The organism is Pseudomonas guariconensis, assembly GCF_040822035.1.
GTDB lineage: Bacteria > Pseudomonadota > Gammaproteobacteria > Pseudomonadales > Pseudomonadaceae > Aquipseudomonas > Aquipseudomonas guariconensis.
The window spans coordinates 1,353,120-1,378,576 of the sequence record NZ_CP162012.1; the positions used below are offsets into that span (position 1 = coordinate 1,353,120).

17 protein-coding genes, 1 tRNA gene and 2 pseudogenes are annotated in these 25,457 nt (G+C 59.1%); 17 read left to right on the forward strand and 3 right to left on the reverse strand.

The genetic code is table 11. The features are described 5' to 3' along the window. The first annotated feature begins 169 nt into the window (after positions 1 to 169). Entirely contained in the window at positions 170 to 1,228 is a 1,059-nt protein-coding gene (gene nadA, locus AB1N67_RS06145) for a quinolinate synthase NadA (protein WP_043213124.1), read from the forward strand. A 37-nt stretch (positions 1,229 to 1,265) separates the two neighbouring features. Here nadA and AB1N67_RS06150 read toward each other — a convergent pair whose 3' ends face one another. Continuing rightward, entirely contained in the window at positions 1,266 to 2,702 is a 1,437-nt protein-coding gene (locus tag AB1N67_RS06150; protein ID WP_043213125.1) for a M48 family metalloprotease, read from the reverse strand. A 117-nt stretch (positions 2,703 to 2,819) separates the two neighbouring features. On the opposite strand from AB1N67_RS06150, the gene AB1N67_RS06155 reads away from it, so the two are divergent. Beyond that, positions 2,820 to 3,059, forward strand: coding sequence for a sulfurtransferase TusA family protein (locus AB1N67_RS06155; protein WP_043213126.1), 240 nt, complete (start codon positions 2,820 to 2,822; stop codon positions 3,057 to 3,059). A gap of 21 nt (positions 3,060 to 3,080) precedes the next feature. After that, entirely contained in the window at positions 3,081 to 4,151 is a 1,071-nt protein-coding gene (locus AB1N67_RS06160; protein ID WP_043213127.1) for an AI-2E family transporter, read from the forward strand. 47 nt (positions 4,152 to 4,198) lie between these two features. On the opposite strand, the gene AB1N67_RS06165 is transcribed toward AB1N67_RS06160, so the two are convergent. After that, positions 4,199 to 4,672, reverse strand: a complete 474-nt coding sequence (locus AB1N67_RS06165; RefSeq protein WP_043213128.1) for a peroxiredoxin — start codon at positions 4,670 to 4,672, stop codon at positions 4,199 to 4,201. 11 nt (positions 4,673 to 4,683) lie between these two features. Then, positions 4,684 to 5,244, reverse strand: a complete 561-nt coding sequence (locus tag AB1N67_RS06170) for a glycine cleavage system protein R (protein ID WP_043213129.1) — start codon at positions 5,242 to 5,244, stop codon at positions 4,684 to 4,686. 259 nt (positions 5,245 to 5,503) lie between these two features. Here AB1N67_RS06170 and dapA point away from each other — a divergent pair, with 259 nt between their 5' ends. The 14 genes and pseudogenes from dapA (at position 5,504) to AB1N67_RS06240 (ending at position 24,417) form a co-directional block, all read left to right on the forward strand. Beyond that, positions 5,504 to 6,391, forward strand: coding sequence for a 4-hydroxy-tetrahydrodipicolinate synthase (gene dapA / locus AB1N67_RS06175; RefSeq protein ID WP_043213132.1), 888 nt, complete (start codon positions 5,504 to 5,506; stop codon positions 6,389 to 6,391). A gap of 17 nt (positions 6,392 to 6,408) precedes the next feature. Then, the gene (gene bamC, locus AB1N67_RS06180; protein WP_043213134.1) at positions 6,409 to 7,524 is read left to right on the forward strand and encodes an outer membrane protein assembly factor BamC; all 1,116 of its coding nucleotides are present in this window, start codon (positions 6,409 to 6,411) and stop codon (positions 7,522 to 7,524) included. Continuing rightward, positions 7,525 to 8,283, forward strand: coding sequence for an MBL fold metallo-hydrolase (locus AB1N67_RS06185; protein ID WP_043213137.1), 759 nt, complete (start codon positions 7,525 to 7,527; stop codon positions 8,281 to 8,283). It begins immediately after the preceding gene. A gap of 29 nt (positions 8,284 to 8,312) precedes the next feature. Continuing rightward, positions 8,313 to 9,023 carry a phosphoribosylaminoimidazolesuccinocarboxamide synthase gene (gene purC, locus AB1N67_RS06190; RefSeq protein WP_043213139.1) on the forward strand — a complete coding sequence of 237 codons (711 nt, stop codon included), beginning with the start codon at positions 8,313 to 8,315 and terminating at the stop codon, positions 9,021 to 9,023. Between the two features lie 92 nt (positions 9,024 to 9,115). Further along, positions 9,116 to 9,205, forward strand: a tRNA-Ser gene (locus AB1N67_RS06195). 248 nt (positions 9,206 to 9,453) lie between these two features. Next, positions 9,454 to 11,157: a ShlB/FhaC/HecB family hemolysin secretion/activation protein gene (locus AB1N67_RS06200; protein WP_367863602.1), complete on the forward strand. Its 1,704-nt coding sequence runs from the start codon at positions 9,454 to 9,456 to the stop codon at positions 11,155 to 11,157. A 22-nt stretch (positions 11,158 to 11,179) separates the two neighbouring features. After that, a complete protein-coding gene (locus tag AB1N67_RS06205) occupies positions 11,180 to 19,786 on the forward strand; it encodes a DUF637 domain-containing protein (RefSeq protein ID WP_367863603.1) in 8,607 nt (2,868 codons plus the stop codon). Further along, the gene (locus tag AB1N67_RS06210) at positions 19,783 to 20,019 is read left to right on the forward strand and encodes a hypothetical protein (RefSeq protein WP_274092749.1); all 237 of its coding nucleotides are present in this window, start codon (positions 19,783 to 19,785) and stop codon (positions 20,017 to 20,019) included. The genes AB1N67_RS06205 and AB1N67_RS06210 overlap by 4 nt, the downstream gene beginning before the upstream one ends. A 162-nt stretch (positions 20,020 to 20,181) precedes the next feature. Then, a pseudogene (locus tag AB1N67_RS06215) lies at positions 20,182 to 20,466 on the forward strand (polymorphic toxin type 50 domain-containing protein). 146 nt (positions 20,467 to 20,612) lie between these two features. Then, positions 20,613 to 21,761, forward strand: a pseudogene (locus tag AB1N67_RS06220) (IS3 family transposase). Positions 21,762 to 21,956: 195 nt separating this feature from the next. Further along, the gene (locus AB1N67_RS06225; RefSeq protein ID WP_139146859.1) at positions 21,957 to 22,352 is read left to right on the forward strand and encodes a hypothetical protein; all 396 of its coding nucleotides are present in this window, start codon (positions 21,957 to 21,959) and stop codon (positions 22,350 to 22,352) included. A gap of 346 nt (positions 22,353 to 22,698) precedes the next feature. Beyond that, complete coding sequence (locus tag AB1N67_RS06230) at positions 22,699 to 22,947, forward strand: hypothetical protein (protein WP_197853828.1); 249 nt, start codon at positions 22,699 to 22,701, stop codon at positions 22,945 to 22,947. A 631-nt stretch (positions 22,948 to 23,578) separates the two neighbouring features. Continuing rightward, positions 23,579 to 24,121 (forward strand): hypothetical protein, encoded by a 543-nt coding sequence (locus tag AB1N67_RS06235; RefSeq protein WP_367863604.1) that lies wholly within the window; start codon positions 23,579 to 23,581, stop codon positions 24,119 to 24,121. An 8-nt stretch (positions 24,122 to 24,129) separates the two neighbouring features. Continuing rightward, a complete protein-coding gene (locus AB1N67_RS06240) occupies positions 24,130 to 24,417 on the forward strand; it encodes a hypothetical protein (protein ID WP_332770757.1) in 288 nt (95 codons plus the stop codon). Positions 24,418 to 25,457: the final 1,040 nt, after the last annotated feature.

The window sequence follows — 25,457 nt, forward strand, 5'->3', positions numbered from 1 at the left end:
AAGGCTTTTGAATTGGCGCGATTGTCTGTAGCCTTCGGCCTCCGATAATAGTCCGCGCCCGCAGATGGGTCGCGATGGTCACTCGGCCATCCGGCACCCTTTAGCCGATCTGCCAGGGCCGGGTGATACACTCGACTGACGCGCACATGCGCCTGCAGGTTCAGCGATCATGACCCAGATTTCCGAACGCCTGTTGGTTCAAGCCCATCTTGATGCCAAGCAGCCCAATCCGCTGACGCCCGAGCAGGAGGCCGATTACCGTGCGGCCATCGCTGCCGAGCTCAAGGCCCAGAACGCCGTGCTGGTGGCCCATTACTATTGCGACCCGGTGATTCAGGCGCTGGCCGAGGAAACGGGCGGCTGTGTGTCCGACTCCCTGGAAATGGCTCGCTTCGGCAAGAACCATCCCGCCAGTACCGTGGTAGTGGCAGGCGTGCGTTTCATGGGTGAGACCGCGAAGATCCTCACCCCGGAAAAACGCGTGCTGATGCCGACGCTGGAAGCGACCTGCTCCCTTGACCTGGGATGCCCGGTGGAGGAGTTTTCGGCCTTCTGCGACCAGCACCCGGAGCGCACCGTGGTGGTCTACGCCAATACTTCGGCGGCGGTGAAGGCGCGGGCAGACTGGGTGGTGACTTCCAGCTGCGCGCTGGAGATCGTAGAGAGCCTGATGGACAACGGCGAGACGATCATCTGGGGGCCGGACCAGCACCTGGGGCGCTACATCCAGAAGCAAACAGGTGCCGACATGCTGCTGTGGGATGGCGCTTGCATCGTGCATGAGGAATTCAAGTCGCGCCAGTTGGCCGACATGAAGGCGCTGTATCCGGACGCGGCGATCCTGGTCCATCCGGAATCGCCGGAGGCGGTGATCGAACTGGCCGACGCGGTGGGCTCTACCAGCCAGCTGATCAAGGCAGCCCAGACGCTGCCGAACAAGACGTTCATCGTCGCCACCGACCGCGGCATCTTCTACAAGATGCAGCAGCTGTGCCCGGACAAGGAGTTCGTCGAAGCGCCCACCGCGGGTAACGGTGCGGCCTGCCGTAGCTGTGCCCATTGCCCGTGGATGGCCATGAACACCCTGGAGCGCACCCTCGACTGCCTGCGCAAGGGCAGCAACGAGATCTTCGTGGATCCTGCGCTTGTGCCCAAAGCGATCAAACCGCTCAATCGCATGCTTGATTTCACCCAGGCAGCGCGCTTGAAGCTTTCCGGCAACGCCTGACCCGCATTGCCCTGGGGCGCAAAGCGCCCCCTTGGCCTTAGCGGCCCATCATCTCCTTGACCATCCGTTGCTGTTCCATGATTTCCCGCTGGCGCTGATCGATCTGCGAGGCCAGTGGGAAATTGCTGCCTGCGCGGCGCTTGGCGTAGTCCAGTTGCTGGATGGCTTGGTCGAAGTCGCCGACCAAGGTGAAGTACTCGGCACGTGCCCGGTGCAGGCCAATAGTGTTGCCTGACAATCCGCGCACCTCGGCGACGTCGTACCACACGTCCGGATCGTCCGGTCGGCGTTTGATCAGATCATCCAATACCTTTTCCGCCTCGGCGGGGCGATTCTGCTTGATCAGAAGGTCGGCCCGTATCTGTTGTAGCGGGTAGCTGCTCGGGTACAGCGCGCGCAGGCGCTCGGCCCGCTGTTGGGCGTCGGCCAGGCGGTTGTTGGTGATGTCCAGGTCGATCTGCGCCAAGTTGTAGGTGATGTCGTTGGGCGCCTTGGCCAGCAGCGGCTGCAGGTTGGCCCGCGCTTCGTTGAGCTGGCCGCCCTTGATCTGGGCGATGGCCAGGCCATAGCGCGCGGCATCCAGGGTGGGGTCTTCGTCTAGCTGGGCACGGAAGCGCTTGGCCGCCAGGCCTGGTGTGCCTTCGTAGATCAGCGCGACGCGGGCGCGGATCAGCTGGTAGCGCGCGCTGTCCTCGACCCCGCCTTTGGGCGCTTGTTCAGCGCGGTTGCGGGTGTCGGCGATACGCGATTCGGTGACCGGGTGGGTGAGCAGGAATTCCGGGGGCTTGGCGTCATAGCGATACTGGCGGGCCAGGCGCTCGAACATGCTGGGCATGTTGCGGGGGTCGTAACCGGCTTTTTCCAGGTTGAGGATACCGATGCGGTCGGCTTCCTGTTCGTTTTGTCGGGAGAAGCGGCGCTGTTCCTGGATCGCTGCGGCCTGGGTGCCGGCGATCACGCCGATGCCGGCGTCGCCACCACCACCGGCCGCCAGCACGATACCGGCCAGCAGCGCGGCCATCATGGGCAGTTGCATGCGCTGCTGAGCCTCGACGCCCCGGGCGAAGTGGCGCTGGGACAAGTGCGCCAGTTCGTGGGCCAGGACCGAGGCGTACTCGCCTTCGGTCTGGGCGTTGAGGAACAGGCCGCCGTTGACCCCGACGATCCCGCCGGGGGCGGCGAAAGCGTTGAGCTCACGGCTGTCGATGAGGATGAACTCCAGGCGGCGGTCCTGCAGTTGGCTGGTTTCGGCCAGCTTGTAGACGCTGGTCTCGACGTAGTCCTTGAGCTGCGGATCGTTCAGCTGGTTGACCTGGCCGCGCAGCAGGCTAAGCCAGGCCCGGCCCAGTTGGTGCTCCTGCTGCGGCGAGACGATCGCGGAACTGGCGTCGCCCAGTGACGGCAGGTCGTCGGCATGACCGGGAAGGGCCATCAGGCAGGCCAGCGTCAACAGGGTGGGGCGCAGTAGATTCATGCATGAAGCTCGCATCGATCAAAGAGCCTTACTGTAGCTGGCTCACACGTTGGCGACCAGTGGCGTTATCCTAGCGAACTTGTCTGCAATGCTGATGCCCCGCCAGGAGATGCCCGGATGATCGACACACCCACCTGCGATGCCGAACTCGATGCCAGTGGGCTTAATTGCCCTTTGCCTCTGCTCAAGGCAAAGATGGAGCTCAATCGGCTGGCCAGCGGCGCGGTACTGAAGGTGATCGCCACCGACGCCGGCTCCCAGCGCGACTTCCGCACTTTTGCCCAGCTCGCCGGTCATACGCTGCTTCGTGAAACCGCCGAGGCCGGTGTCTACACCTACTGGCTGCGCAAGGCCTGAGTCTTATCCCAAGGATCATTAATGTTCAAAGTGCTTCGAGACTGGATGCAGCGCTACTTCTCCGATGAGGAGGCGGTGGTGTTGGCAGTGCTGCTGTTCCTGGCTTTCACTGCAGTGCTGACCCTGGGCGGCATGCTCGCACCGGTGCTGGCCGGGATGGTCCTGGCGTTTCTCATGCAGGGCCTGGTCAATGCCTTGGAGCGTTTGCACGTTCCCACCCGGCTGGCGGTGTGGTTGGTGTTCGCCTTATTCATGGGGGCACTGGCGGTGTTCCTGCTGGTGCTGGTTCCGTTGCTCTGGCACCAGTTGATCACGCTGTTCAACGAGCTGCCGGGCATGCTGGGTAAGTGGCAGTCGCTGCTGCTGTTGCTGCCGGAGCGTTATCCGCACCTGGTCTCCGATGAACAAGTGCTGCGCGCCATCGAGTCGGTGCGTGGTGAGATCGGCAAGTTCGGCCAGTGGGCGCTGACGTTCTCCCTGTCCAGCCTGCCGCTGTTGGTCAATGCGATGATCTACCTGGTGCTGGTGCCGATCCTGGTGTTCTTCTTCCTCAAGGATCGTGAGCTGATCGCCCGTTGGGTTGGTGGCTACCTGCCACGTCAGCGTACGCTGCTCAATCGTGTAGGCGATGAAATGAACCGGCAGATCGCCAATTATATCCGCGGCAAAGGTATCGAGATCCTGATCTGCGGCATTGCCACGTATATCGCCTTCATTAGCCTGGGGCTCAACTATGCGGCGCTGCTGGCCTTGCTGGTGGGGTTGTCGGTGGTGGTGCCCTATGTGGGAGCGGTGGTGGTGACCGTGCCGGTGACCTTGATCGCGCTGTTCCAATGGGGCTGGGGCGACCAGTTCATCTATCTGATGGCGGTGTACGCGATCATCCAGGCGCTCGATGGCAACGTGCTGGTGCCGCTGCTGTTCTCCGAGGCAGTCAGCCTGCACCCGGTGGCGATCATCTGCGCGGTACTGTTGTTTGGCGGGCTGTGGGGGTTCTGGGGGATCTTCTTCGCGATTCCGCTGGCAACACTGTTCAAGGCCGTGCTCGATGCCTGGCCAAGGCACGAGCCTTCAGTGGCGCCCATATTGTAACCGCTCACCTCTTCGCGGGTTCAGCCGCGAAGAGGTGAGCGCTCATATCAGGGCTTGTTCAGCGCCTGGGCGGCTGCCAGCACCGCATCCACATGTCCGGGCACCTTCACTGCGCGCCATTCCTGGCGCAGCACGCCGTTCTTGTCGATCAGGAAGGTGCTGCGGTCCACGCCCATGTATTCCTTGCCGTACAGCTTCTTGAGCTTGATCACGTCGAACAGCTGGCACAGGGCCTCGTCCTTGTCGCTGATCAGCTCGAACGGAAAGCCCTGCTTGGCCTTGAAGTTCTCGTGGGACTTGATGCCATCGCGGGAGACGCCGAACACCACTGTGTTGGCGGCGCGGAAGGCTTCGTGCTGGTCGCGGAAACCCTGGCCTTCGGTGGTGCAGCCCGGGGTGCTGTCCTTGGGGTAGAAATACAGCACCACTTGCTGGCCCTTGAGGTCGGCCAGGCTAACGGACTGGCCGCTGGTGGCCTGGGCCTGGAAGTCGGCGACGGGTTGGTCGAGTGCTACGGCCATGGTGGGCTTCCTTACATGGGATTCTGTGGGCGCCAGGGTTCGATCAGCGCATCCAGGTTCAGGGCGTCGGCGAAGTCCAGGAACTGGTCGCGCAACCAGCTGATCTGGGTACCGGCCGGCAGGATCACGGTGAATTGGGCATTGAGCATGCTGCTGCCGGTCTGCGGGGCCAGGTAGGTGTCGCAGGTCATGCTCTCGAGCTCGACGCGGTGATCGAGGAAGAACTGGCACAGCTCGCTGACGATATCCGGGCGATAGGCGGCGCTGACATAGGCCACGTAGGGCAGGGCTTGGGGGCGTACTTCCTGATCGGCGCTGCGCACTACGTCGAGGGTCAGGCCGTGCTTCTTGCCCAAGCCTGGCAGTACCGCCTCCAGGCGCGCCAGGGCATCCCAACTGCCACCGACCTGCAAGACCAGGGCACTGGTCTCGCCATGGCGGGTCAGGCGCGAAGTGATCACCGCGCAGCGATTGTCGAAGGCGGCGCGGCTGAGAACGTTGGCCAGCTCCATGGGGTTGGGACCCAAGGCACTGATGACAAGGAATTGTTCGCGGACAGTGGGGGTGGACATGCAGCATTCCTAAAGCGATGAGCGGTCGGCACAGGACAGGCATAAGCCTCCTGTCGGCAGGGCCCCGGGCTCGCATTCGAGGTCGTGGACGCTGGCGCGGAGCATTGTCGACGGCCCGGCGGGCCACGCTGTGCCGATCAAAGGGAGAAGGGTAGCGAAAAGCAGCGCGAAGGGGAATGCTCCACCCGCCTGCTTCGCTTGTGCAAGGCCGATGGCGCCAGTACCATTACCGCTCTCTTTTTCCGGCAGGAGCAGTTACATGATTGCGGGCAGTATGGTGGCATTGGTCACTCCCATGGATGCACAAGGGCGTCTTGATTGGGACAGCCTCGACAAACTTGTAGACTTCCACCTGGAAAAAGGCACTCACGCGATCGTCGCTGTCGGCACCACCGGTGAGTCCGCCACGCTGGATGTCGAGGAGCACATCCTGGTCATCAAGCATGTGGTCGAACGCGTCAAGCGCAGCAACCACCGTATCCCAGTCATTGCCGGTACCGGCGCCAACTCCACTGCCGAAGCCGTCCACCTGACCCAGAACGCGAAGAACGCAGGCGCCGACGCCTGCCTGCTCGTCGTGCCGTACTACAACAAGCCGACCCAGGAAGGCCTGTACCAGCACTTCAAGCACATCGCCGAAGCCGTCGACATCCCGCAGATCCTCTACAACGTACCCGGCCGCACCTCCTGCGACATGCAGGCCGAGACCGTCATCCGCCTGTCGAAGGTCAAGAACATCATCGGCATCAAGGAAGCCACCGGCGACCTGGTGCGCGCCAAGGCCATCCTCGACGGCGTCGACAAGGACTTCATCGTCCTGTCCGGCGACGATCCGACCGCCGTCGAGCTGATCCTGATGGGCGGCAAGGGCAACATCTCCGTCACTGCCAACGTCGCCCCGCGCGAAATGGCCGATCTGTGCGAGGCCGCCCTTGAGGGCAATGCCGAGAAGGCCCGCGCAATCAACGAAAAACTCATGCCGCTGCACAAGGACCTGTTCTGCGAAGCCAACCCGATTCCGGTGAAGTGGGCGCTGGTGGAAATGGGCCTGATGCAAAAAGGCATCCGCCTGCCGCTCACCTGGCTGAGCGAAGGCTGCCACGAAAAAGTCCGTGCGGCCCTGCGCCAGTCCGGCGTACTGGTTTAATCGAGGAAGTACCCCGCATGAAGCGACTGGCTGGTCTCTCCACCCTTGCCCTGATCATTTCCAGCACCAGCGGTTGCGGCTGGCTGTGGGGCGAGGACGGCTATTTCCGCGACCGCGGCAGCGATTACCTGCAGGCGCACCCGACTGCGCCGATGCAGTTGCCGCCGGACGCCAGCAACCCCAAGCGCCTGGATCCGCTGTTGCCGATCCCGCGTAACGTCGCCGACGATCGTGCCACCGGCGAGTTCGAGGTGCCCCGTCCACAGCCGTTGACCGCCACGGCCGAGGCAAGCGATTTCACCCTGCAGCGCAGCGGCAGCAGCCGTTGGGTGCTGGCCCAGCGCTCCCCGGCGGAAGTCTGGCCGGTGGCGCGCCAGTTCTTCGAGGACAACGGCTTCCGCATCGCCGAGGAGCGTCCGCAGACCGGTGAATTCAACACCACCTGGCAGCGTTTCGACGAGCTCTCCGCGTCCCTGGGGCAACGTCTTGCCAGCTCCTCCAGCAGCCCGGACAGCGAAGTACGTGTCCGTGTGCGCATGGAGCCAGGCGTGCAGCGCAACACCTCCGAAGTGTATGTCGTTAGCGTCGAGCGTCCGGCCGGCAGCACCGCCGAACCTGATTTCCCCTCCAGCTCCACCAATACCGGCGCTGACGCCCTGTTGGTCGACGAAATGCTGGCCAGCATGAACCGCAGCGCCGAGAAGGGCGGTTCGGTCTCGCTGCTCGCCGCCCGCGACTTCGACGCGCCAAGCCGCGTCAGCCTGGCCGAAGACGGCAGCGGCAACCCAGTACTTTATCTGGGCGCCGATCTGGATCGCGCCTGGTCCAGCGTGGGCCGCGCCCTGGAGCAGGGCGAATGGCGTGTCGAGGACATCAACCGCAGTCTGGGCCTTTACTACATCAACCTGTCCGAGAAACCCGACGACAAACAGGACCAGCCTGGCTTCTTCGGTCGCTTGTTCGGCAGCGAGCCGAGCAAGGAAGAGCGTGAGGCTCGCGCCGAGCGTTATCAGGTCCGTCTGAGCAAGGTTGGCGAAAGCGTGCAGGTCACTGTCGAGAAGAACATCAACACCGTGGCGCCGGCCGATGTGGCCCGCCGCGTGCTGAGCATGATTCAGGACCACCTGGGCTAAGTGCGTTTCGCGGTACTTGGAAGCGGTAGCCAGGGAAACGGCACGCTGATCGCCAGTGGTGACACGTTCATCCTGGTCGACTGCGGCTTTTCCCTGCGGGAGACCGAGCGACGCCTGGCGTTGCTCGGGGTGTCCGCGGCACAACTGAGCGCCGTGCTGGTGACCCACGAACATGCCGACCATGTGCATGGGGTGGGGTTGCTGGCTCGGCGCTACAATGTACCGGTCTATCTCAGCGAGGGGACCCTGCGTGGCATGCGCAAGCCGGTGCCTGCCAGTGGTCTGCTCCGGTGTGGCGACAGCCTGCGTATCGGCGCTTTGGAAGTGAGCGCGGCGCGGGTCGAACATGACGCGCTCGAGCCGTTGCAGTATGTGGTCAGTGATGGGCGTCGACGTTTCGGCATGCTCACGGACCTTGGTTCCTACGACATGCATCTGTTGGAGCGCTACCAAGGCCTGGACGCCCTGCTGATCGAAGCCAACCACTGTCGTGACATGTTGGCGCGCGGGCACTACCCGCACTTCCTGAAGCTCAGGGTCGGCGGCAGCCAGGGACATTTGAACAACCACCAGGCCGCGAGCCTGGTGGCCGAGCTGGGCTGGAAACATCTGCAGCACCTGGTGCTGGCCCACCTCAGCAGCAAGAATAACCGGCCACAACTGGCCCGCCAGTGCTTCGTCGACACCTTGGGGTGCGACCCGGACTGGCTCCAGGTGGCGAATCAGGAACATGGGCTCGACTGGCGCGAAATCGCCTAGCCCACCCACTCAAGCAAGCGGAGCCCATCATGGAAAAACGCGAAGAACTTTACCGCGGCAAGGCCAAATCGGTTTACAAGACCGACGACGCCGACCGCTTGATCCTGCTGTTCCGTAACGACACTTCGGCGTTCGACGGCAAGCGTATCGAACAGCTCGATCGCAAAGGCATGGTGAACAACAAGTTCAACGCCTTCATCATGCAAAAGCTGGAAGAAGCCGGCATTCCGACGCAGTTCGACAAGCTGCTCGGCGACAACGAGTGCCTGGTCAAGAAGCTGGACATGATCCCGGTCGAATGCGTGGTGCGTAACTATGCCGCCGGCAGCCTGGTCAAGCGCCTGGGCGTGGAGGAAGGCATCAAGCTGGAGCCGTCGACTTTCGAACTGTTCCTGAAGAACGACGAGAAGGGCGACCCCTTCATCAACGAATCCCACGTCGTCGCCTTCGGCTGGGGCACCGCCGAGCAACTGGCGACCATGAAGCAGCTGTCGCTGAAGGTCAACGAAGTGCTGAGCAAGCTGTTCGATGACGCCGGCCTGCTGCTGGTGGACTTCAAGCTGGAGTTCGGTGTCTTCCACGGCCAGATCGTCCTGGGCGACGAGTTCAGCCCGGACGGCTGCCGTCTGTGGGACAAGGAAACCCGCAAGAAAATGGACAAGGACCGCTTCCGTCAGGGCCTCGGTGATGTCATCGAAGCCTATGAGGAAGTGGCCAAGCGTCTGGGCGTGCCGCTCTAAGCGACACGTTCACGCAAGCGCCTGATACCACGCGGATTTTTTTCAAAGAAGGGTTTGCCTTTCGCGAAATCGCTGGTATGATGCGCGCCACTGGAGAGATGCCGGAGTGGTCGAACGGGACGGATTCGAAATCCGTTGTACCTTCGCGGGTACCTAGGGTTCAAATCCCTATCTCTCCGCCATACATGAAAAGCCCCTGAAACGAAAGTTTCAGGGGCTTTTTGCATTCTCGGTCGAATGCTTGGCATTGCTCTGCTTCGTAGCTGGGAGGATGCAGCGCCGTATTTATTCCCACCAGCTCTTGGTGCGTTGTAGTCGCTTATCCGAATTTCAGAACCGTCTTACCGCCAAAAGGGCGGTGTTAAATTGACGCAAATGTGACACCTAAATAACATCGCTCCCCGATTTTCTATGACTCAGGGAAGCGTCAATGAAGTGCGGTCAGCTTACCGCGCAAGGGTTTGTCTTGTGCGTCGTGTTTGGCAGTGTCGTCAGCTCCGTGTGGGCTTCGCCGGGCGACCAGGATTTGATCCGTGAACGGCAGAACCGCCTCCTCGAAGAACAACAGCGCCGACTCGAGGAGCTGCGTTCTTTGCCGGGTAAGGCTGCCCAGCCCGCACCCTCCCAGCGTCCGGAAGACGTGCGCTGCTTCGACATCAGCACCATCGAACTCAAAGGCGCCGACAGCCTGTCGGCCAGTGACCGTCAGGCACTGCTCAAGCCTTTCATCGGCCAATGCCTGGGCGTATCCCAGCTCAACGCTTTGCTCAAGGCCATCACCGACCTGTACTTGGCGCGCGGCTTGGTCACCAGTCGTGCGTACTTGCCGCAACAGGATCTTTCGTCAGGCCATTTGCAGGTGATGGTCGTGGAAGGGCGTCTGGAAAGTTTTCGCACCGACGACAGCAGTGGTCTGTCCGAACGTGAACTGGCCATGGCCTTTCCCGGTTCGGCGGGCCAGTTGCTCAATCTGCGAGAGATCGAGCAGATGGTCGACCAGCTCAATCGTTTGCCGTCGAACCAGGCGCAGATGGAGCTCTCCCCAGGCGAGGCGGTCGGTGGTAGTCGTGTGTTGGTACGTAATGCACCGCAAAAGCCTTGGCGTGCCTCGCTGTCGCGCAACAATGAAGGCCAGCGCAGCACGGGCGAGCAGCAAGTCAATGTGGGGTTTGAATGGGACAGCCCGCTTGGCCTGGCCGACCAACTGGTGCTACGTGGGGGCCATGATGTGGTCAGCGACCACACGCAAGGTTCGAACAACCGCGTGCTGTACTACAACCTGCCATGGGGCTGGTGGAACTTCAGCTACAGCTACAGCGAAAGCGAATACCGCTCGACAGCGCGGGCCAACGGCTTTGCCTTCAAGCAGACCGGTGACAACCAGAACCACCAACTGCGCGCCGAGCGCGTTGTGCACCGTGACGCAGTCAGCAAGACGGCTTTGAACGTCGGGATCGTCCACCTGCGTACCAACAACTACATCGAAGATACGCGTCTGGACGCTAGCAGCAATCGCCTCAGCGAGGCGCAGTTCGGCATCAACCATGGCCGTCGCCTGGGTAGGGCTTTCGTCAACCTCGATCTCGGTATTCAGCAGGGCATCGGTGCTTTCGATGCCCAGGACAATGGTCATCCGCGGCCCGGCGAACCAGTGGCGCGTTATCGCAAATACAGCGCGACCCTCAGCTTCATCCAAGGCTTCGAGCTCCTTGGCGAGCGCCTGAGCTTCAGTAGCCTGGCCAACGGCCAGCGCAGCGAGGATGTGCTGTTCAGCTCGCAACGTATCAGTTTAGGGGGCTTGGCTTCGATTCGGGGGTTCAAGGACCAGTCGCTGTCCGGCGACAGCGGTGGTTACTGGCGCAACGATCTGCGCTGGAGTCGACCGGTCACCTGGCCCTCCTTGCGGCCGATCGTCGCCGAGTACGGCATGGGCCTGGGTTACGACTTGGGTGTGATCCGCAATGACCGCTACAACGGCGACTTCCATGGGCGTGCCAGCAGCCACTCGCTGGAATTGTTCGCCCGGGGCGAGCACCTCGCGGCCAGCGTGACCTTCGCCCGCAGCCTGGAGCGACCCGATGCGCTGCCCGACAAGGAACACCCGGTGTATTTGCGCCTGGACCTTTTCATCTGACACCTGATTCACGAGAGCACACATGGACGTTCGCCTATTCGCCTTCCTGGCCCGCCAACGCTCGGCCAGCATTCAACCCCGTGAGCGCTTTTGCGGATTGCCCAAGCGTGGCTTGGCCTTCATATTGGCCAATGCCATCTTCTGGCAGCCGTTATGGGCCCAGGCGGGTGAAGGTATCGTGGTCAGTGCGCCGGGGACGAGCCTTGATCGGGCGGGCAACGGCGTACCGATCGTCAACATCGCCGCGCCCAACGGCAGCGGGCTCTCGCACAACCGCTTCAGTGATTACAACGTCGGTAAGCAGGGCGTCATCCTCAACAATGCCACCGGGCGGACCCAGGCGACCCAGTTGGGTGGCATCGTCCTCGGCAATCCCAATCTGAAGGGCAGCGCCGCTACTACCATCCTCAACGAAGTCAACGGTACCAACCCCAGCCAGTTGCGCGGCTACACCGAAGTTGCAGGGCAGCGGGCACACGTCATCGTCGCCAACCCCCACGGCATCACCTGTGACGGTTGCGGCTTCATCAACACGCCCCGGGCCACGCTGAGCACGGGGCGACCGGTGATCGAGAATGGCCAGTTGGCCCGTCACCAGGTCGACCAAGGCCAAGTAATCATCGAAGGGGCGGGGCTCAACGCCACCAACGTCGATAGCTTCGAGATCATCACCCGCAGCGCGAAGATCAACGCCCAGATCCAGGCCCGCGAGCTGACCATCGTCGCCGGGCGCAACGATGTCGACGCCCGCACACTGGCTGCCACTGCTCGCACTGACAACGGCAGCGCCAAACCAGAGCTGGCCATCGACTCTTCGGCGTTGGGCGGCATGTACGCCGGGTCGATCAAGCTGGTGGGTACAGAAGCTGGAGTGGGTGTAAAGCTTGATGGCAAGCTGATCGCCAGCGGTGGCGATATCCAGCTGGACGCCAATGGGCAATTGCGCATGGCTCAGGTCAGCGGCGCAGGCGATCTGCGCGCCAAGGCTCAGCAGGTCATCGTCGATGGCCCTGTGTATGCCGCTGGTACCGCTGAGCTGAGCGCTCGCGACCAATTGAGCAACAACCAGAGCGTGGCAGCCGGGCGGCATGTCCAGCTCAGCGGCGCGCAGCTCATTAACAGCGGTATCGTCGAGGCTGGGGTCAATGCAGACAACAGTCGCAACACCCAGGGCGATGTAACGCTGACGGCGCAGGATCTGCGCAACAGCGCCAGTGTGGTGGCCAGCCGCAACCTGCAGGTGAAGGCAGGCACCCTGGACAACCAGGGCGGCACGCTCAAAGGGGCCGATGCCCAGCTAACAGCCAGAACGCTCGATAACCGCAAGGGCCGCCTTGTCGCAGACGCTCAGCTCGGTATCAGCGCCACGCGGCTGGATAACCGCGAGGGCAAGGCCATCGCCAATCGCGTGAATGTAGCGGGCGGCGAGGTGATCAATCAGCTTGGTTTGTTCTCGGCCGAGCAGTCGCTGACGTTCGAACTTGAGCGGCTGGACAACAGTGGCAAGGGCAACCTCGTCAGTAACGGCACCCTTCAGGCGCGCGTGAAACAGACGCTCGATAACCAGGCCGACGGCCTGCTTTCGGCCAAGGGCACGCTCGAGGTGCAGGGCCCCAGCCTGGACAATCGCGGTGGCCTGATGGTCGGCGATGCCGGCGTCAGCATCTCTGGCACACACCTGAACAACAGTGCCCTCGGCGTGATCAGCAGCCTGGGTGACGTGCAGCTCGACCTTGGCGCGTTGAACAACAGTCAGGGTGGCAGCCTTGCCAGCGACGGCAACCTAACCCTTGCCCTCGGCGCGACCGACAACCGCGATGGACGCCTGATCGCCCAAGGGCGACTGACGGGCACCTCGGGCAATCTCGACAACCGCGACGGTGTGATCAGCGCCGGCCAGGGGCTCGACCTGACCACCGGCAATGTCCTCAATGGCAGCAACGCCAGTGGCACATCCGGCGGTCTGATCACCAGTCAGGGCGCACTCACGCTTCGGGCCGGGCAGTTCGAATCCCTAGGCGGTGGTGAGGTCTCTGCCAAGCAGAACCTGCAGTTGACGGTTGCCCGCCTGGTTCAGCAACAGGCGCGACTGATTGGTGAAGGCAACGTCCTGATCGAACTGGGGACGGGCGCTCAGCCGGGCGATTTCGACAATCGCGCCAGCTTGCTCAGCGCAGGCGGCCTGCTGCAGATCAAAGGGCTGGGTAACTTCGACAACCGGGGTGGCGAGGTTTCCAGCAAGCAAAGCTTTGACCTCGTCGCCCGCGGCACGCTCGAGAACGGCGATCAAGGGCGGATCATCAGCGCAGGCCAGCTCGGCCTGCAGGCGGCCACCTTGCGCAATGCCAACCAAGGGTTGATGTCTGGCTGGCAGGGGCTGACCGTCGAAGGCGTCAGCCTGGACAACAGCGCAGGCGGCACGCTTTCCAGCCGCGAGGGTGCACTTGGCCTGACGTTGAGCGGTGCGCTGGACAACCATGGCAAGGGTGCGCTGGTCAGCCGGGGCGATATCACGCTCGACGCCGCAAGCCTGAATAACACCAGTGGCATCCTCTCAACTCAGGGCAATCTTGGCCTGAAGCTGGCCGGTAATCTTGACAACCGCAGTGGCGGGCTGCTCAGCGCCCACGGCACCCTGGTCGGCAGTGGCAAGGCCTGGGATAACCGCGGCGGGCAGATCACCGCGAACGGGGTCAAGCTCGACACCGCCAGCCTCGACAACAGCGGTGGCCGCCTGGTCAGTGATGGTGATTTGCGCCTTGGCTTGCTCGGTGCGCTACTCAACATCGGGGCGGGCAGCACATTGGCCAGCGCCGGACCGCTGGATCTGACTGCCAGGTCCGTCGACAACCGTGGTGGGCAACTGGTCAGCCAAGGGCTGCTTCACATCCTCGCCGGGCGCTTCGACAACAGTGCAACTGGCACCATCGCCAGTCAGGATGCACTAGACCTGACGCTGACCGAGGCCCTGGTCAACCGTCAGGGTGGCCTGATCTACAGCAAGGCGGGAACGCTGGAGATCGCGGCTTCTGACCTGGACAACGTCGACGGCACCCTGCGAGGGCAGCTCGACACGACCTTGCGCATCCAGGAGGTGGCCAACAACCAGGGCGGGCACATCACCAGCCAGGCCGGCAATCTGGATTTGCAAAGCACCCGGTTGGACAACGGCAGCGGCGGTGTTCTCAGCAGTGCGGGCTGGCTGAAACTGGTCACCGACTGGTTCGGCAACAACGCAGGCACGACCCAGGCGCAATCGCTCGATGTGCAAGCGACGACGGCCATCGATAACCGAAAAGGCCACCTCTCGGCGATCGACGGTGAAAGCCGCATCGTTACCGGCGAACTTGATAACCGTGGTGGTGGGCTGTATGCCAGCGAGCTGCTGCACGTTCGCGCCGATCAACTGTTGAACCAGGGCAGCAGTGCCGGCCTGGGCGGCAAGGTCGGTGCCGCGAGTATCGACTTCAGCCTGCAAGGCGCCTTGAGCAACCAGTACGGTTTGATCGAAAGCAGCGGCCCGGTGACGTTGTCAGCTGCCAGTATCGACAATACCTCCGGCGCCATTCGCGCGCTGGGCCAGACAGGTACCACGCTTTTAGCTGCATCCGGTCTGTTGAACAACCGACTCGGTCGAATCGAGACGGCGGCCCAAAACCTCGACCTTCGCGCAGGCACTTTGCAGAACACTGCGGGTACCGTGCTGCATGTCGGCACCGGCAACTTCGGCATCAACCTGGCCCAGGCCGGCCTGGCCGGGGGCAGCTTCACGACCAATGGCGACCTCAGTTATCAAGCTTCCGCCTGGACCAACAACGCCATCATCCAGGCGCGTAATCTCAACCTGACGATTGGCCAATTCAATCAGGGCGCCAATGGTCAGTTGCTCGCAGTGCAGCGCTTGACCGGCAGCGGCGGCAACTGGAGCAACAGCGGGCTGATTGCCAGCGATGGCAGCCTCGACCTCACCTTGACGGGTAACTACGGGAGCAGTGCACGCCTGAGCAGCGTGGGCAACCTCACGTTGCGCACCGGTTCCATCACGCTTGGCCAGGCAGGCAGCATTATCGGGGGAGGCACCACCAGCGTTACCAGCACCGGCCTGGTCGAAAACAGAGGGCGGTTGACGTCGACCCAAGACCTGCGTGTCAGCGCCGCCACGCTGAACAACTACGGCACGTTGGGCAGTGCGGATGATCTGCACCTGACCGCCGCGACCCTGCTCAACGAAAACGGATTGATCTTCAGCGGCGGCGACATGCAGTTGCGCGTCGGGAACTTCAACAACCGCTATGCCGATGTCTACAGCCTGGGCAGTCTGCATATCGCCGCCAATGACCAGCAAGGCTGGGCGAGCAGCGTCCAGAACGTTTCCGGCAGTTTCGAAAGCGCCGGAGCCATGACGCTGTTGGTGCAGGACTTCGACAATCGCCGTGACGACGATTTCCAGATCGGCCAGCAGTTGGTCGCCGGCAACATCCGAATGTTCGCTGACGACGTCTGCGACGGTAAGGGCTGTGAGTTCAAGTTCCAGTCCTGGGAGCGCTACGAGGACGTCGTCACGCACGATTCACCCCAGGCGAGCATCACCGCCGGTGGTGACTTCCGGTTCCGCGGTGGCGCGTTCGATAACCTCTACAGCAGCATCGCGTCGGGCGGCAACATCGATATCCATGCTGCCACCTTCCGTAACCAAGGAGCGGCGGGAGGCGTCGAGAAGCACCTGGACGGGTCTTTCTATACCCGCACCGATTCCTATTACTGGACATTCAGGGCCAACAAGGACCTGTACAACCGCTACAACGATCCCGCCTCGCCGGACTACAACCCTGGTGCCTTGACGCGTCAGCAGGTCTTCGAGTCCGGCGGTTACCCCGCGCATAACTTCCATGGCCTTGCAACGGCAGAAGTACAAGTGTCGGGCACACCAGTCGCCAACGCCGTGCTTCAGGCCGCCGGCAACGTCAACATCAATGCCAGCGACCAGTTCGACAACAGTGTGGTGCGTCGCAATGCCGGCTCCCAGACCATCAGCAAGCGCAACGTCAACACGGCCAACGGTGCGACTGCCGGCCAGTTCGCAGTCACCTCGCAATTGCCGCCGGACCTGGTACAGCGCCAGGTCAACCCCATCAGCCTGCCGAGCTTCACCCTGCCTCAAGGTGAGAACGGCTTGTTCCGCCTCAGTGGCCAGAGCGGTGCCGGTGGCAGCGCACAAGGCACAGGCGGGCTCATCGTCGCCGGGCAAAGCGCCAATGCGGTGTCCGGTTCTACCTTGAGCGTGCCGCGTGTACAGGGCGTGCCCAACACGGCTGCCCCGGACAACAGCCACAAATACTTGATCGAAACCAACCCTGAGCTGACGAAGCTCAAGCGTTTCCTGGGCTCGGACTATCTGCTCGACCGGGTCGGCTACGACCCGGACAAGGCGCAGAAGCGCCTGGGTGATGGCCTCTATGAACAGCGTCTGATCCAACAGGCCGTGGTGGCACGTACTGGCCAGCGTTACATCGATGGCATAGCCAACGACGAAGCCCTGTTCAAGTACCTGATGGACAACGCCATTGCCTACAAAGACAGCGTTCAATTGAAGGTGGGCGTCGGCCTGACCGCCGAACAGGTCGCCGCACTGACCCACGACATCGTCTGGCTCGAAGAGGCGGTGGTCAACGGCGAAAAGGTCCTGGTGCCGGTGCTCTACCTGGCCCAGGCCGATGGCCGCTTGGCCCCCAACGGCGCGTTGATCATGGGCAATGATGTGGCCTTGATCAGCGGCGGCGACCTCAGCAACCAAGGTACCTTGCGCGCCAGTGGCAACCTCTCGGCCACGGCCACCAACCTCGACAACACTGGCCTGATCGAAGCCAGCAAGCGGCTCGACCTGCTGGCGATGGACAGCATCCGCAATGCCGCTGGTGGCATCATCAGCGGTGGCGACGTCAATCTTTCGGCCCTGACCGGCGACGTCATCAACGAGCGCACCATCACCTCGGTCGATACCCGCAGCGTCAACGACCGCATCCACAAGGAAATTGCCAACAACGCCGCACGCATCGAATCGCGCGGTGAGCTGGGCATCATCGCCGGGCGCGACCTGGTCAGCACCGGCAGCGTGATCCAGGCCGGGGGCGACGCGGCATTGCAGGCTGGGCGTGACCTGAGCATCGTGTCCGCGCAGGAAGTCGACAGCGCCGACTTCAAGAGCCGTCGGGTCACCGGCAATATCAGCGAGGTCACCCAGCACGGCAGCGACGTGCAGGTGGGCGGGGACCTGCAAGTGAACGCCGGTCGTGACGTCAATGTCGTGGCCAGCCGGGTCGAGGCGGGCCGGGACCTGGCCGTCAGCGCCGGTCGCGATGTGCTGATCAGCGCCGCCGCGAACGAAACGCACAGCAACAGCGACTACAAAGGCGGCGGCAAGGAAATCCAGCGCCAGGACGACATGGTCCGCCAGCAGTCCGCCGAGCTGAAGGCGGGCGGCGACGTGCTGGTCAATGCCGGCGAAAACATCACCCTCGTCAGCAGCAAGATCGGCGCTGGCGATGAGGCCTACCTGGTGGCCGGCGACAAGATCGAGCTGCTCGCCGCCAACGACAGCGACTACTCGCTGTACGACATGAAGGAAAAGGGCAACTGGGGCCAGAGCAAAACCCAGCGTGACGAAGTCACCGACATCAAGGCGGTGGGCAGCGAGATCAGCGCGGGCGCCGACATCACCTTGCTCAGCGGCGGCGACCAGAAGTACCAGGGTGCCAAACTCGACAGCGGCAACGACATCGCCATCGTCAGCGGAGGCAGCGTCACCTTCGAAGCAGTGAAGGATCTGCACCAGGAGAGCCATGAGAAGAGCAAAGGCGATCTGGCTTGGCAGTCATCCAAAGGCAAGGGCCAAACCGATGAGACGCTGCGCCAGACCCAGCTGATTGCCCAAGGCAACGTCGCGATCAAGGCCGTGGAAGGGCTGAAGATCGACATCAAGCACATCGACCAGCAAAGCGTGAGCCAGGCCATCGACGCGATGGTCAAGGCCGACCCGAATTTGGCGTGGCTGAAGGAGGCGGAAAAGCGCGGGGATGTGGATTGGCGGCAGGTGCGGGAGATCCATGACAGTTGGAAGTACAGCAACTCGGGATTGGGGGCCGCGCCGTCGATGGTGATTGCCATCGTCGCTTCGGCTTATCTCGGTCCGCTTTATGGAGCAATGGCCAGCAACCTCGCTATTGGCACAATCAATAACAAAGGTGATCTGGGGCGTGGGCTGAAGGAAGCCACTAGTGGCGACAACCTGAAGCGTTATGCAATCACTGCGGCGACCGCCTACCTCGCGGAAAACTACTTCGACGATATTCTGAAAACCCAGACCAACACGTTCACTGGCAAGGTAACCGTAGATCTGCGAAGCCTCAGCGGCGTGAGTCGTTTCGCTGCGAACCAAGCGATGCAGAGCGTGACCAGCACCGCCCTGAGCAAGGCCGTAGGGCTGGGGGGGAGTTTCAGTGATGCGCTCAAGGACAGTTTGTATAACACCTTCGCTGCAGCAGGTTTCAACGCCATAGGCGATTTTGGCAAAACGCATGGTTTAGAGGCCGGCGATGCGCAAATGGTGGTGATGCATGCCGTGATGGGCGGGCTCGCCGCAGAGGCTCGTGGTGGTAGTTTCGCCGCTGGAGCAGCGGGGGCGGGCCTTAATGAGGCGCTCGTCGGTGATTTGGACAAGCTGATCAGCAGCTACTCACCTGCTAGCCGCGAAGCCCTGCTGACCATGAGCTCACAGCTCGTGGGAATACTGGGAGTACTTGTTCAGAACAACAATGCCACTGCGGATCAGCTGGAGACAGGTGCCTGGACGGCGAAGAGTTCGACGCAGTACAACTATCTGCTGCATAACGAAATACAGGCGCGCGCCAAAGAAGTCAAAGGCTGTGGGGGAGAGGCGAAATGTGAGGAGGATGCCCTCAAACGCTATGCAGATTTGGATAAGGCGCGCAATGAGAATCTCCCAGGGCTTTGCCAAAGCGACCCGGGGCAATGCCTGACGGTGATGAAGCAGTTGGCGTATGAGAGTGGCGCCAATGATGCCTTTGTGGATAGCTTACGGCATGAGGATGTCAGGGCTGCTGTTGGAGTACTCCTGGCTTCCCAGTCGAATGATGAGGCGATCACTGCCATTCAGCAGGAGTTGATCCGGCTGAAGTATGGAGATCGTACGGCTTTCGCTTTGCAAGTCTTGCAAATGGCGGCAGCTGGTAATCTCGCGAAAAATGCTAAAGTAGGTGCAAAAGCAACCTCCAGCGCATTGCGAAGCTTTGGTGGGCGCACGGTTGATGACCTCGTCTCAGCGGCTGCAAATCCTATTAATAAGGAAGGTCTGACAGAGGCCGCTAGAGCCCTGACAAAACATGCATCTGGGCAGCGCTCAACTGGAACATTCCCTAAGCTTTCAGGTGGGATTGAAAAGCAAAATGCTACCGCTCAAGGAATTGTTAATGAAATTCTCAAACATCCTGACGCAACCTTTAAAAATTTGAGTCGGGGTGGGCTAGAGGTGAGAACGCCAGATGGTAGAGGGCTACGGTTCAATAGTGATGGCTCATTCTCGGGTTTCTTAGATCCAAAGGTGCAGCTATGAAACTTGACAGCAACCCTGACTTTGAGATTTTTGGGTTTAGCGATAGCCGCTATGAGAAGTTGACTATTGAAATTCAGTATAAGGGAGAGTCGGTAGCTCAAATTAATCAGGATCAAGGAGTGGATAAATTAGAACTTGAGGTGTTTGCTGACTTGAATGGCTCAGTTCTAAAAATCCCGCTGGCTGGTTTCTTAGAATCAATAATTTTGGCGAAGAGGTCGATTGAGGGGTAGTGGCAATATGATGAAAATGAGACACCCACTAGCCGGCCACGCGTCAAGACTCAAAGCTACCCGCTCTGCTTTTTAACGGCAGAGTTTCTCCTGTGCCGAGTCTGATGGGTGTAGTGGTTTACTAGGTTTTTTGGTGCAAAAGCAACTGCTACAGTCCCAGAAATAAAATGGAGCGCTCAAGAAAAACATTTCCCTGGGCATAATTTATATACGTCCGGACGAAGCATATTAACTTCTGACCCAAGAATGCTGGCGGAAAAGGCAGGCACTGGACAGCAGGTCGGGAATCTTCCAGTAGGAGCGCCAGGATCAAAATAAAGAGTGAGCTTTGGCGGGGCTATTGGCAATTATGTTGATCCTGTGACAGGAAAGGCTATGCCAACTTCCAATGGAATTATTCACTATTCTAAAGATGGGATTAACAGTTTCGGTGAGGCCGTGATATGAATATCGATGCTGTGGTTTTTGCCAGGCTCTCTCTGCAAAGAGCGCTTTTGGGTTGTGTTTCAGCTAATATGCGGGCAGTTGTATGAATCGCCTCTGGTTTCGTAGACACCTCCAAGCCTCATAATGAGGCCCAAATAGGAGGTGCCATGAGTCGTCAGCGTTACCCTGAAGAATTCAAGATCGAAGCGGTCAAACAAGTGACCGAGAAAGGCAAGCCTGTCGCCGATGTTGCCCAGCGTCTGGGCATGTCCGTTCACAGTCTCTACGCTTGGATCAAGCTCTACAGCAAACCCCAAGATCAGCGTCAGCAAGACGATGACCAGCAAGCCGAACTGCGCAAGCTGCGTGCTGAACTCAAGCGCGTGACGGAAGAGCGAGACATCTTAAAGAAGGCCGCCGCGTACTTTGCCAAGGAGTGCGGCTGAAGTACGCCTTCATCAAGAAGCACTCGACGGATTACCCGGTGCGGCGCCTTTGCCAAACCCTCAAGGTGCACCCCAGCGGCTACTACGCTTGGTTGGCCGAGCCTCAATCTGCCGAGCAAAGGAGATCAACGCCTGCTTGGCTTGATCAAGCATGCCTGGTTAGAAAGCGGAGGAGTGTATGGCTATCGCAAGATTCACGATGACCTGCGAGAGCTGGGAGAGATCTGTGGGCGAAATCGAGTCGGACGTTTGATGCAGGCAGAGGGGCTGCGTTCACAAACGGGTTATCGACGGCGCCCAGGGTTTTATGGCGGAAAGCCAACCGTCGCCTCGCCTAACCACCTTGCGCGGCAGTTCAAGGTCAGTGAGCCGAACAAGGTCTGGGTGACAGACATCACTTACATCCGCACCTATGAAGGATGGCTATACCTGGCAGTAGTGCTGGATCTGTTTTCTCGCCAAGTGATTGGCTGGTCAATGAAGCCCAGGATGGGCAGCGACCTGGCGATCGACGCGATGTTGATGGCCGTGTGGCGCCGCAAGCCACAGCAGCAAGTGATGATTCATTCAGATCAGGGCAGTCAATTCAGTAGCTCAGATTGGCAAAGCTTCTTGAAGGCAAACAACGTGATTAGCAGCATGAGTCGGCGAGGAAACTGCCATGATAACGCCGTAGCCGAGAGCTTTTTCCAGCTTTTGAAGCGGGAGCGAATCCGACGAAAGATCTACGCAACGCGTGACGAAGCCCGAAGTGATATTTTCGATTACATCGAGATGTTCTATAACCCAAAACGTCGACACAGCAGTGCTATGCAGCTGTCGCCAGTAGAGTATGAGAAACGCTATTTTCTGAGCTTGGAGAGTGTCTAGGAAAGCAGGGGCGATTCAGGAGCAAGCATGGAGCTTACTGTCTCTGGCAAAGCGGTTTGTGGCTATTGCCGAGGAGATATAGCTGCGATGGCAGAGAAGTCTGGACTCACTTCTCTTACAGTTAAAGAAGCTGCAACCGGTAAGACTCTATACTGGCAGCCTGGCATGCGCGCTTTGAGAGAGCAGGATTAGAAGATGAAATTTTCTCTATCATGGGTTGTTGGATTCGGAAGTGAGTGCCACGGAGGGAGAGCTAAAGAACCGTCCTGGAGTAATGTTGAGCTTCATCTGAGAGAAGTATGTGAGGTGTCTGGCTCTGTTACTTTAGAAGCTGTGAATCTTAATGGATTTGAGCTGTTGAGCTTGCAGGTTGTTGCAGATGATGGGGTGTTCGCGATGACTTTAGGGGAGGACAATGGCGAGGATTACATTGTTCGGTCTTATCTCGGGGATGGAGACTCAGGAAAGGTAGTTGATATTCTAGGAGATGCTATTGATGCCTCAGCGGTTTGCACTAATTTTGAGACTGTTGTTGATATTTTTAGGATGCTCTTTGAAAAAGGCTGCGTGCCTCGGAACTTAATGGCCTGATTCTTTGGTGCAAAAGGGACTGGTGAAGTTGCTGGGTCGGTAAAAGACTTCTCAGTGGCTGACCGAGTATTTGGTCAACTTAATGATCCCCGAATGGGGCAGCTTGCAGGGAAACTCGATGCGAATGCTCTGCAGAAGCTTGCCAACAGTCCAGGCGCTACTCGTGTGTTAGATACAAGGACGGGGCATATCGATGTTATTCAAGAAGTTTAAGGGGAACTGATTCGAATTACTGTGCCAAGAGATGAGATGAAGATAATTTCTGTCGGTCCAATTCGGCCTAATCAAGTTAAGAGTTTGTTGGGCAAGGGCGAATTTGTCCCACTGCCTTGAGGTGCAGAGAGGTATGGCTTCGATTCATATTGAGGAAATTCAGAAAATCTTATCTGCACAAGGAAGCAGGGATGCCTTACCGAATCAAGACAATGGAGAGGGTTACTTTCTTGAGATTAAATTCGATAATGCCGGCCGAAGACCGTCTGGAGTTGTTGATGAGGAATACAAGAACAAAGTAATAACGCTTGATTGCCCATACGGCATGGTTACTATCTTGTGTGACGAAGAGGGGCAGTTAAGGTCAATCGAGTTAAGTTGACTTCGCAGTTTATTCACCTGTACAGATACAGTCTTCACCTGACATCGGCCTCGTGCCGGTGTTGCTTTTCAGTTGTCAGGTGTTCTCTTTCTGTTGTCTTTCTGTTCTTTTTCAGTTGCTTTCGTGTTGTTTGAAGAACGATCGCAGAGTACGCCGTTCGAACTGCTACTTTTGTGCTATCTGGCTGCTATTTATCAGTTATCTGTTGGTATCTCTCAGCTATCGAGCTGCTTTCTTTTTGCTACTTCCCCGCTACCACTGCCAGCGGTCAAGACGAATTACCCGGTACGTCGCCTTTGCCAGACCCTCAAGGTGCATTCCAGCGGCTACTACGCCTGGCTGGCCGAGCCTCAGTCGTGGGTGGGCTGAGCACAGGTTATTTCGATAAGTTGACGGGCACCGAAACACAACTGCCGACCGACAAGATCGTCGCGCCATTGAATACGGTTGGTGATATCAGCCGATTTGCCGCCAATCAGGCGCTGCAAAACATCACCAGCACGGCTTTGAGCCAAGCATTGGGGCTGGGAGGAAGTTTCGGTAGCGCGTTAAAAGACTCGCTGTACAACACGCTACGTGTGAGAACATCAAGTTCGAGCAGCTCGATCGAAGCTTCAAAGCTTTGGATTCCTTGGATGAAGTGTCTGGCTTCGGTGCTATCGTCATTGGCGGCATCGCCGGGATGGCGGAGGCGGGTGGTAACCGGCCGGGAGCAGGGGCTGTACCTGGGGCTTCGTCTAATGTAAACAAGGCGTATGAGTACTGGGCCGCGGTTAAGGCTGAGCGGGTTGCGGGTGCAAAAGCTACAGCCAGTTCCCCGTTAAAGCTTGGCGAAACCAAGGTCATCAACGATGTCAATATGACTCGTGTTGGAAGATGGATGTCTCCTGACGAACTGGCACAGATGCAAAGTACAAGTAAGGTGGTGCAGGGTGGTGGAGGACAAACCTTTATTTCGACTAATGGCGTTTCTGACTTTAAAGGGCCTGCACCTAAAGGCTATGTCTATGTCGAGTTCGATGTTCCAGCCAATAGCTTGCTGCAAGGCGGAAAAGAGGGCTGGTTTAAAATGATTGGCCCAGATGCAAGCAAGTCTCAGCAGTTTTTGCTTAATAAACAGGGTGGTGAGCATCTTCCGGTGGTCAAGAATATTGAGATTCTAGATAGGAAATGAGAGGTCTTATGGATAGCTCTTGGTTTGATGAAGGCATAAGGCCATCTTTAAAGGGGTACTCTTTAGAGTACTCATCATTTCCTAATGGAGATTTTGGTGATCTTGAAAGGATAGAGTTGGAAGGCTTCAGTAAGCTAGGGACAGTAGAGTTTTGGTCTAAAGGCTGGATTGGTATTGATATATATGACTGTGCTCTGGAATGTCAGGTTATGAATGTGCTGCTTTCTCCTGAAGAAAAAGATTCTGTCCATCAGGCATTTGAGAGGTTTATAGAAATATTGACGCAGGATAGCTGATGGTCCAAAAGGTGCAGGTGATGCAGCAAGCATTAGTGAATGCCGCCAAGCTTCGTGGGCAACTTACTGGAATTCACATCGTGCCTGCGAGGTCATGAATATGGTTACTATAGATGATCCGGTAGTAGCAGCCCGCTTGAGTATTCAAAGGGCTGTGTTGGGCGAAGTGTCGGATAAGCTTAGGGCAGTAGTGTGTCCTGTGTCAGGAAGATGCCTCGATATAAAAGGGGGGCGGTGAGGGTGATCTTGAATCTGCCTCATGTGTGGAAACGGAGGTTCTTGCTGATTACCACGAGGGATACAAAGTCTCAGCTCGGTGCCTCAGGAGAGATGTGCCGATCCCCATTGATGATAGTGGGTATGGGCATTTATAAGTCGTGAAAGCTAGTATCAGTCGGTACAAAAGTAACAGATGGTGCAGTAGAAGCAGCGTTTATTTGGATTTTGATAGATTCAGCTGCTCTGGCAGGTAGACTAATGGTCGCTTTTTAAATCTTGTTGTGTCATTCCTCCCGCTCTTTATTAAAAGGGTTGAGTGGGATGGTGATTCATTGACTCTGTCAGGTGACGATTGGAGCTTTGTCACTAGTAGCGCTTGGAGGGTATCCAAAGACAGAGAACTATTGTTTGCATGCTGGGGTAATTGGGAAAATTTATGCCCCAGATAATAGCGTTTATGGGTAATTCATAGGTGCATAAGAGGCACCTGCTGTCCTCAAGCATCGTGGCCTGAGCGAGCAGGGCTCCGAGTATCTGCGCAACAAGTTTCTGCTGGCTCTTGGGTAGTTGATTAATAGCTTCCGGTTGCTGCTGCCACTTCGGAGCCGGGCCACGCTTAGGTACAGTGGTTTCCTGCTGCTGACCAAACAACTCTTCGAGTGTGGTCGAAAGCAGCCGGGCCAGCTCTGGCAACGCCGCTACCTGGGTACGCGGCTTGCCGGATTCATAGGCAAAGACACGCGTGTCGTTACTTATGACGCCTGCTGGGGCCTAATATGAATGCGGCCTGAGCTGTTACCCCACGCGCGCGCCAACAAACC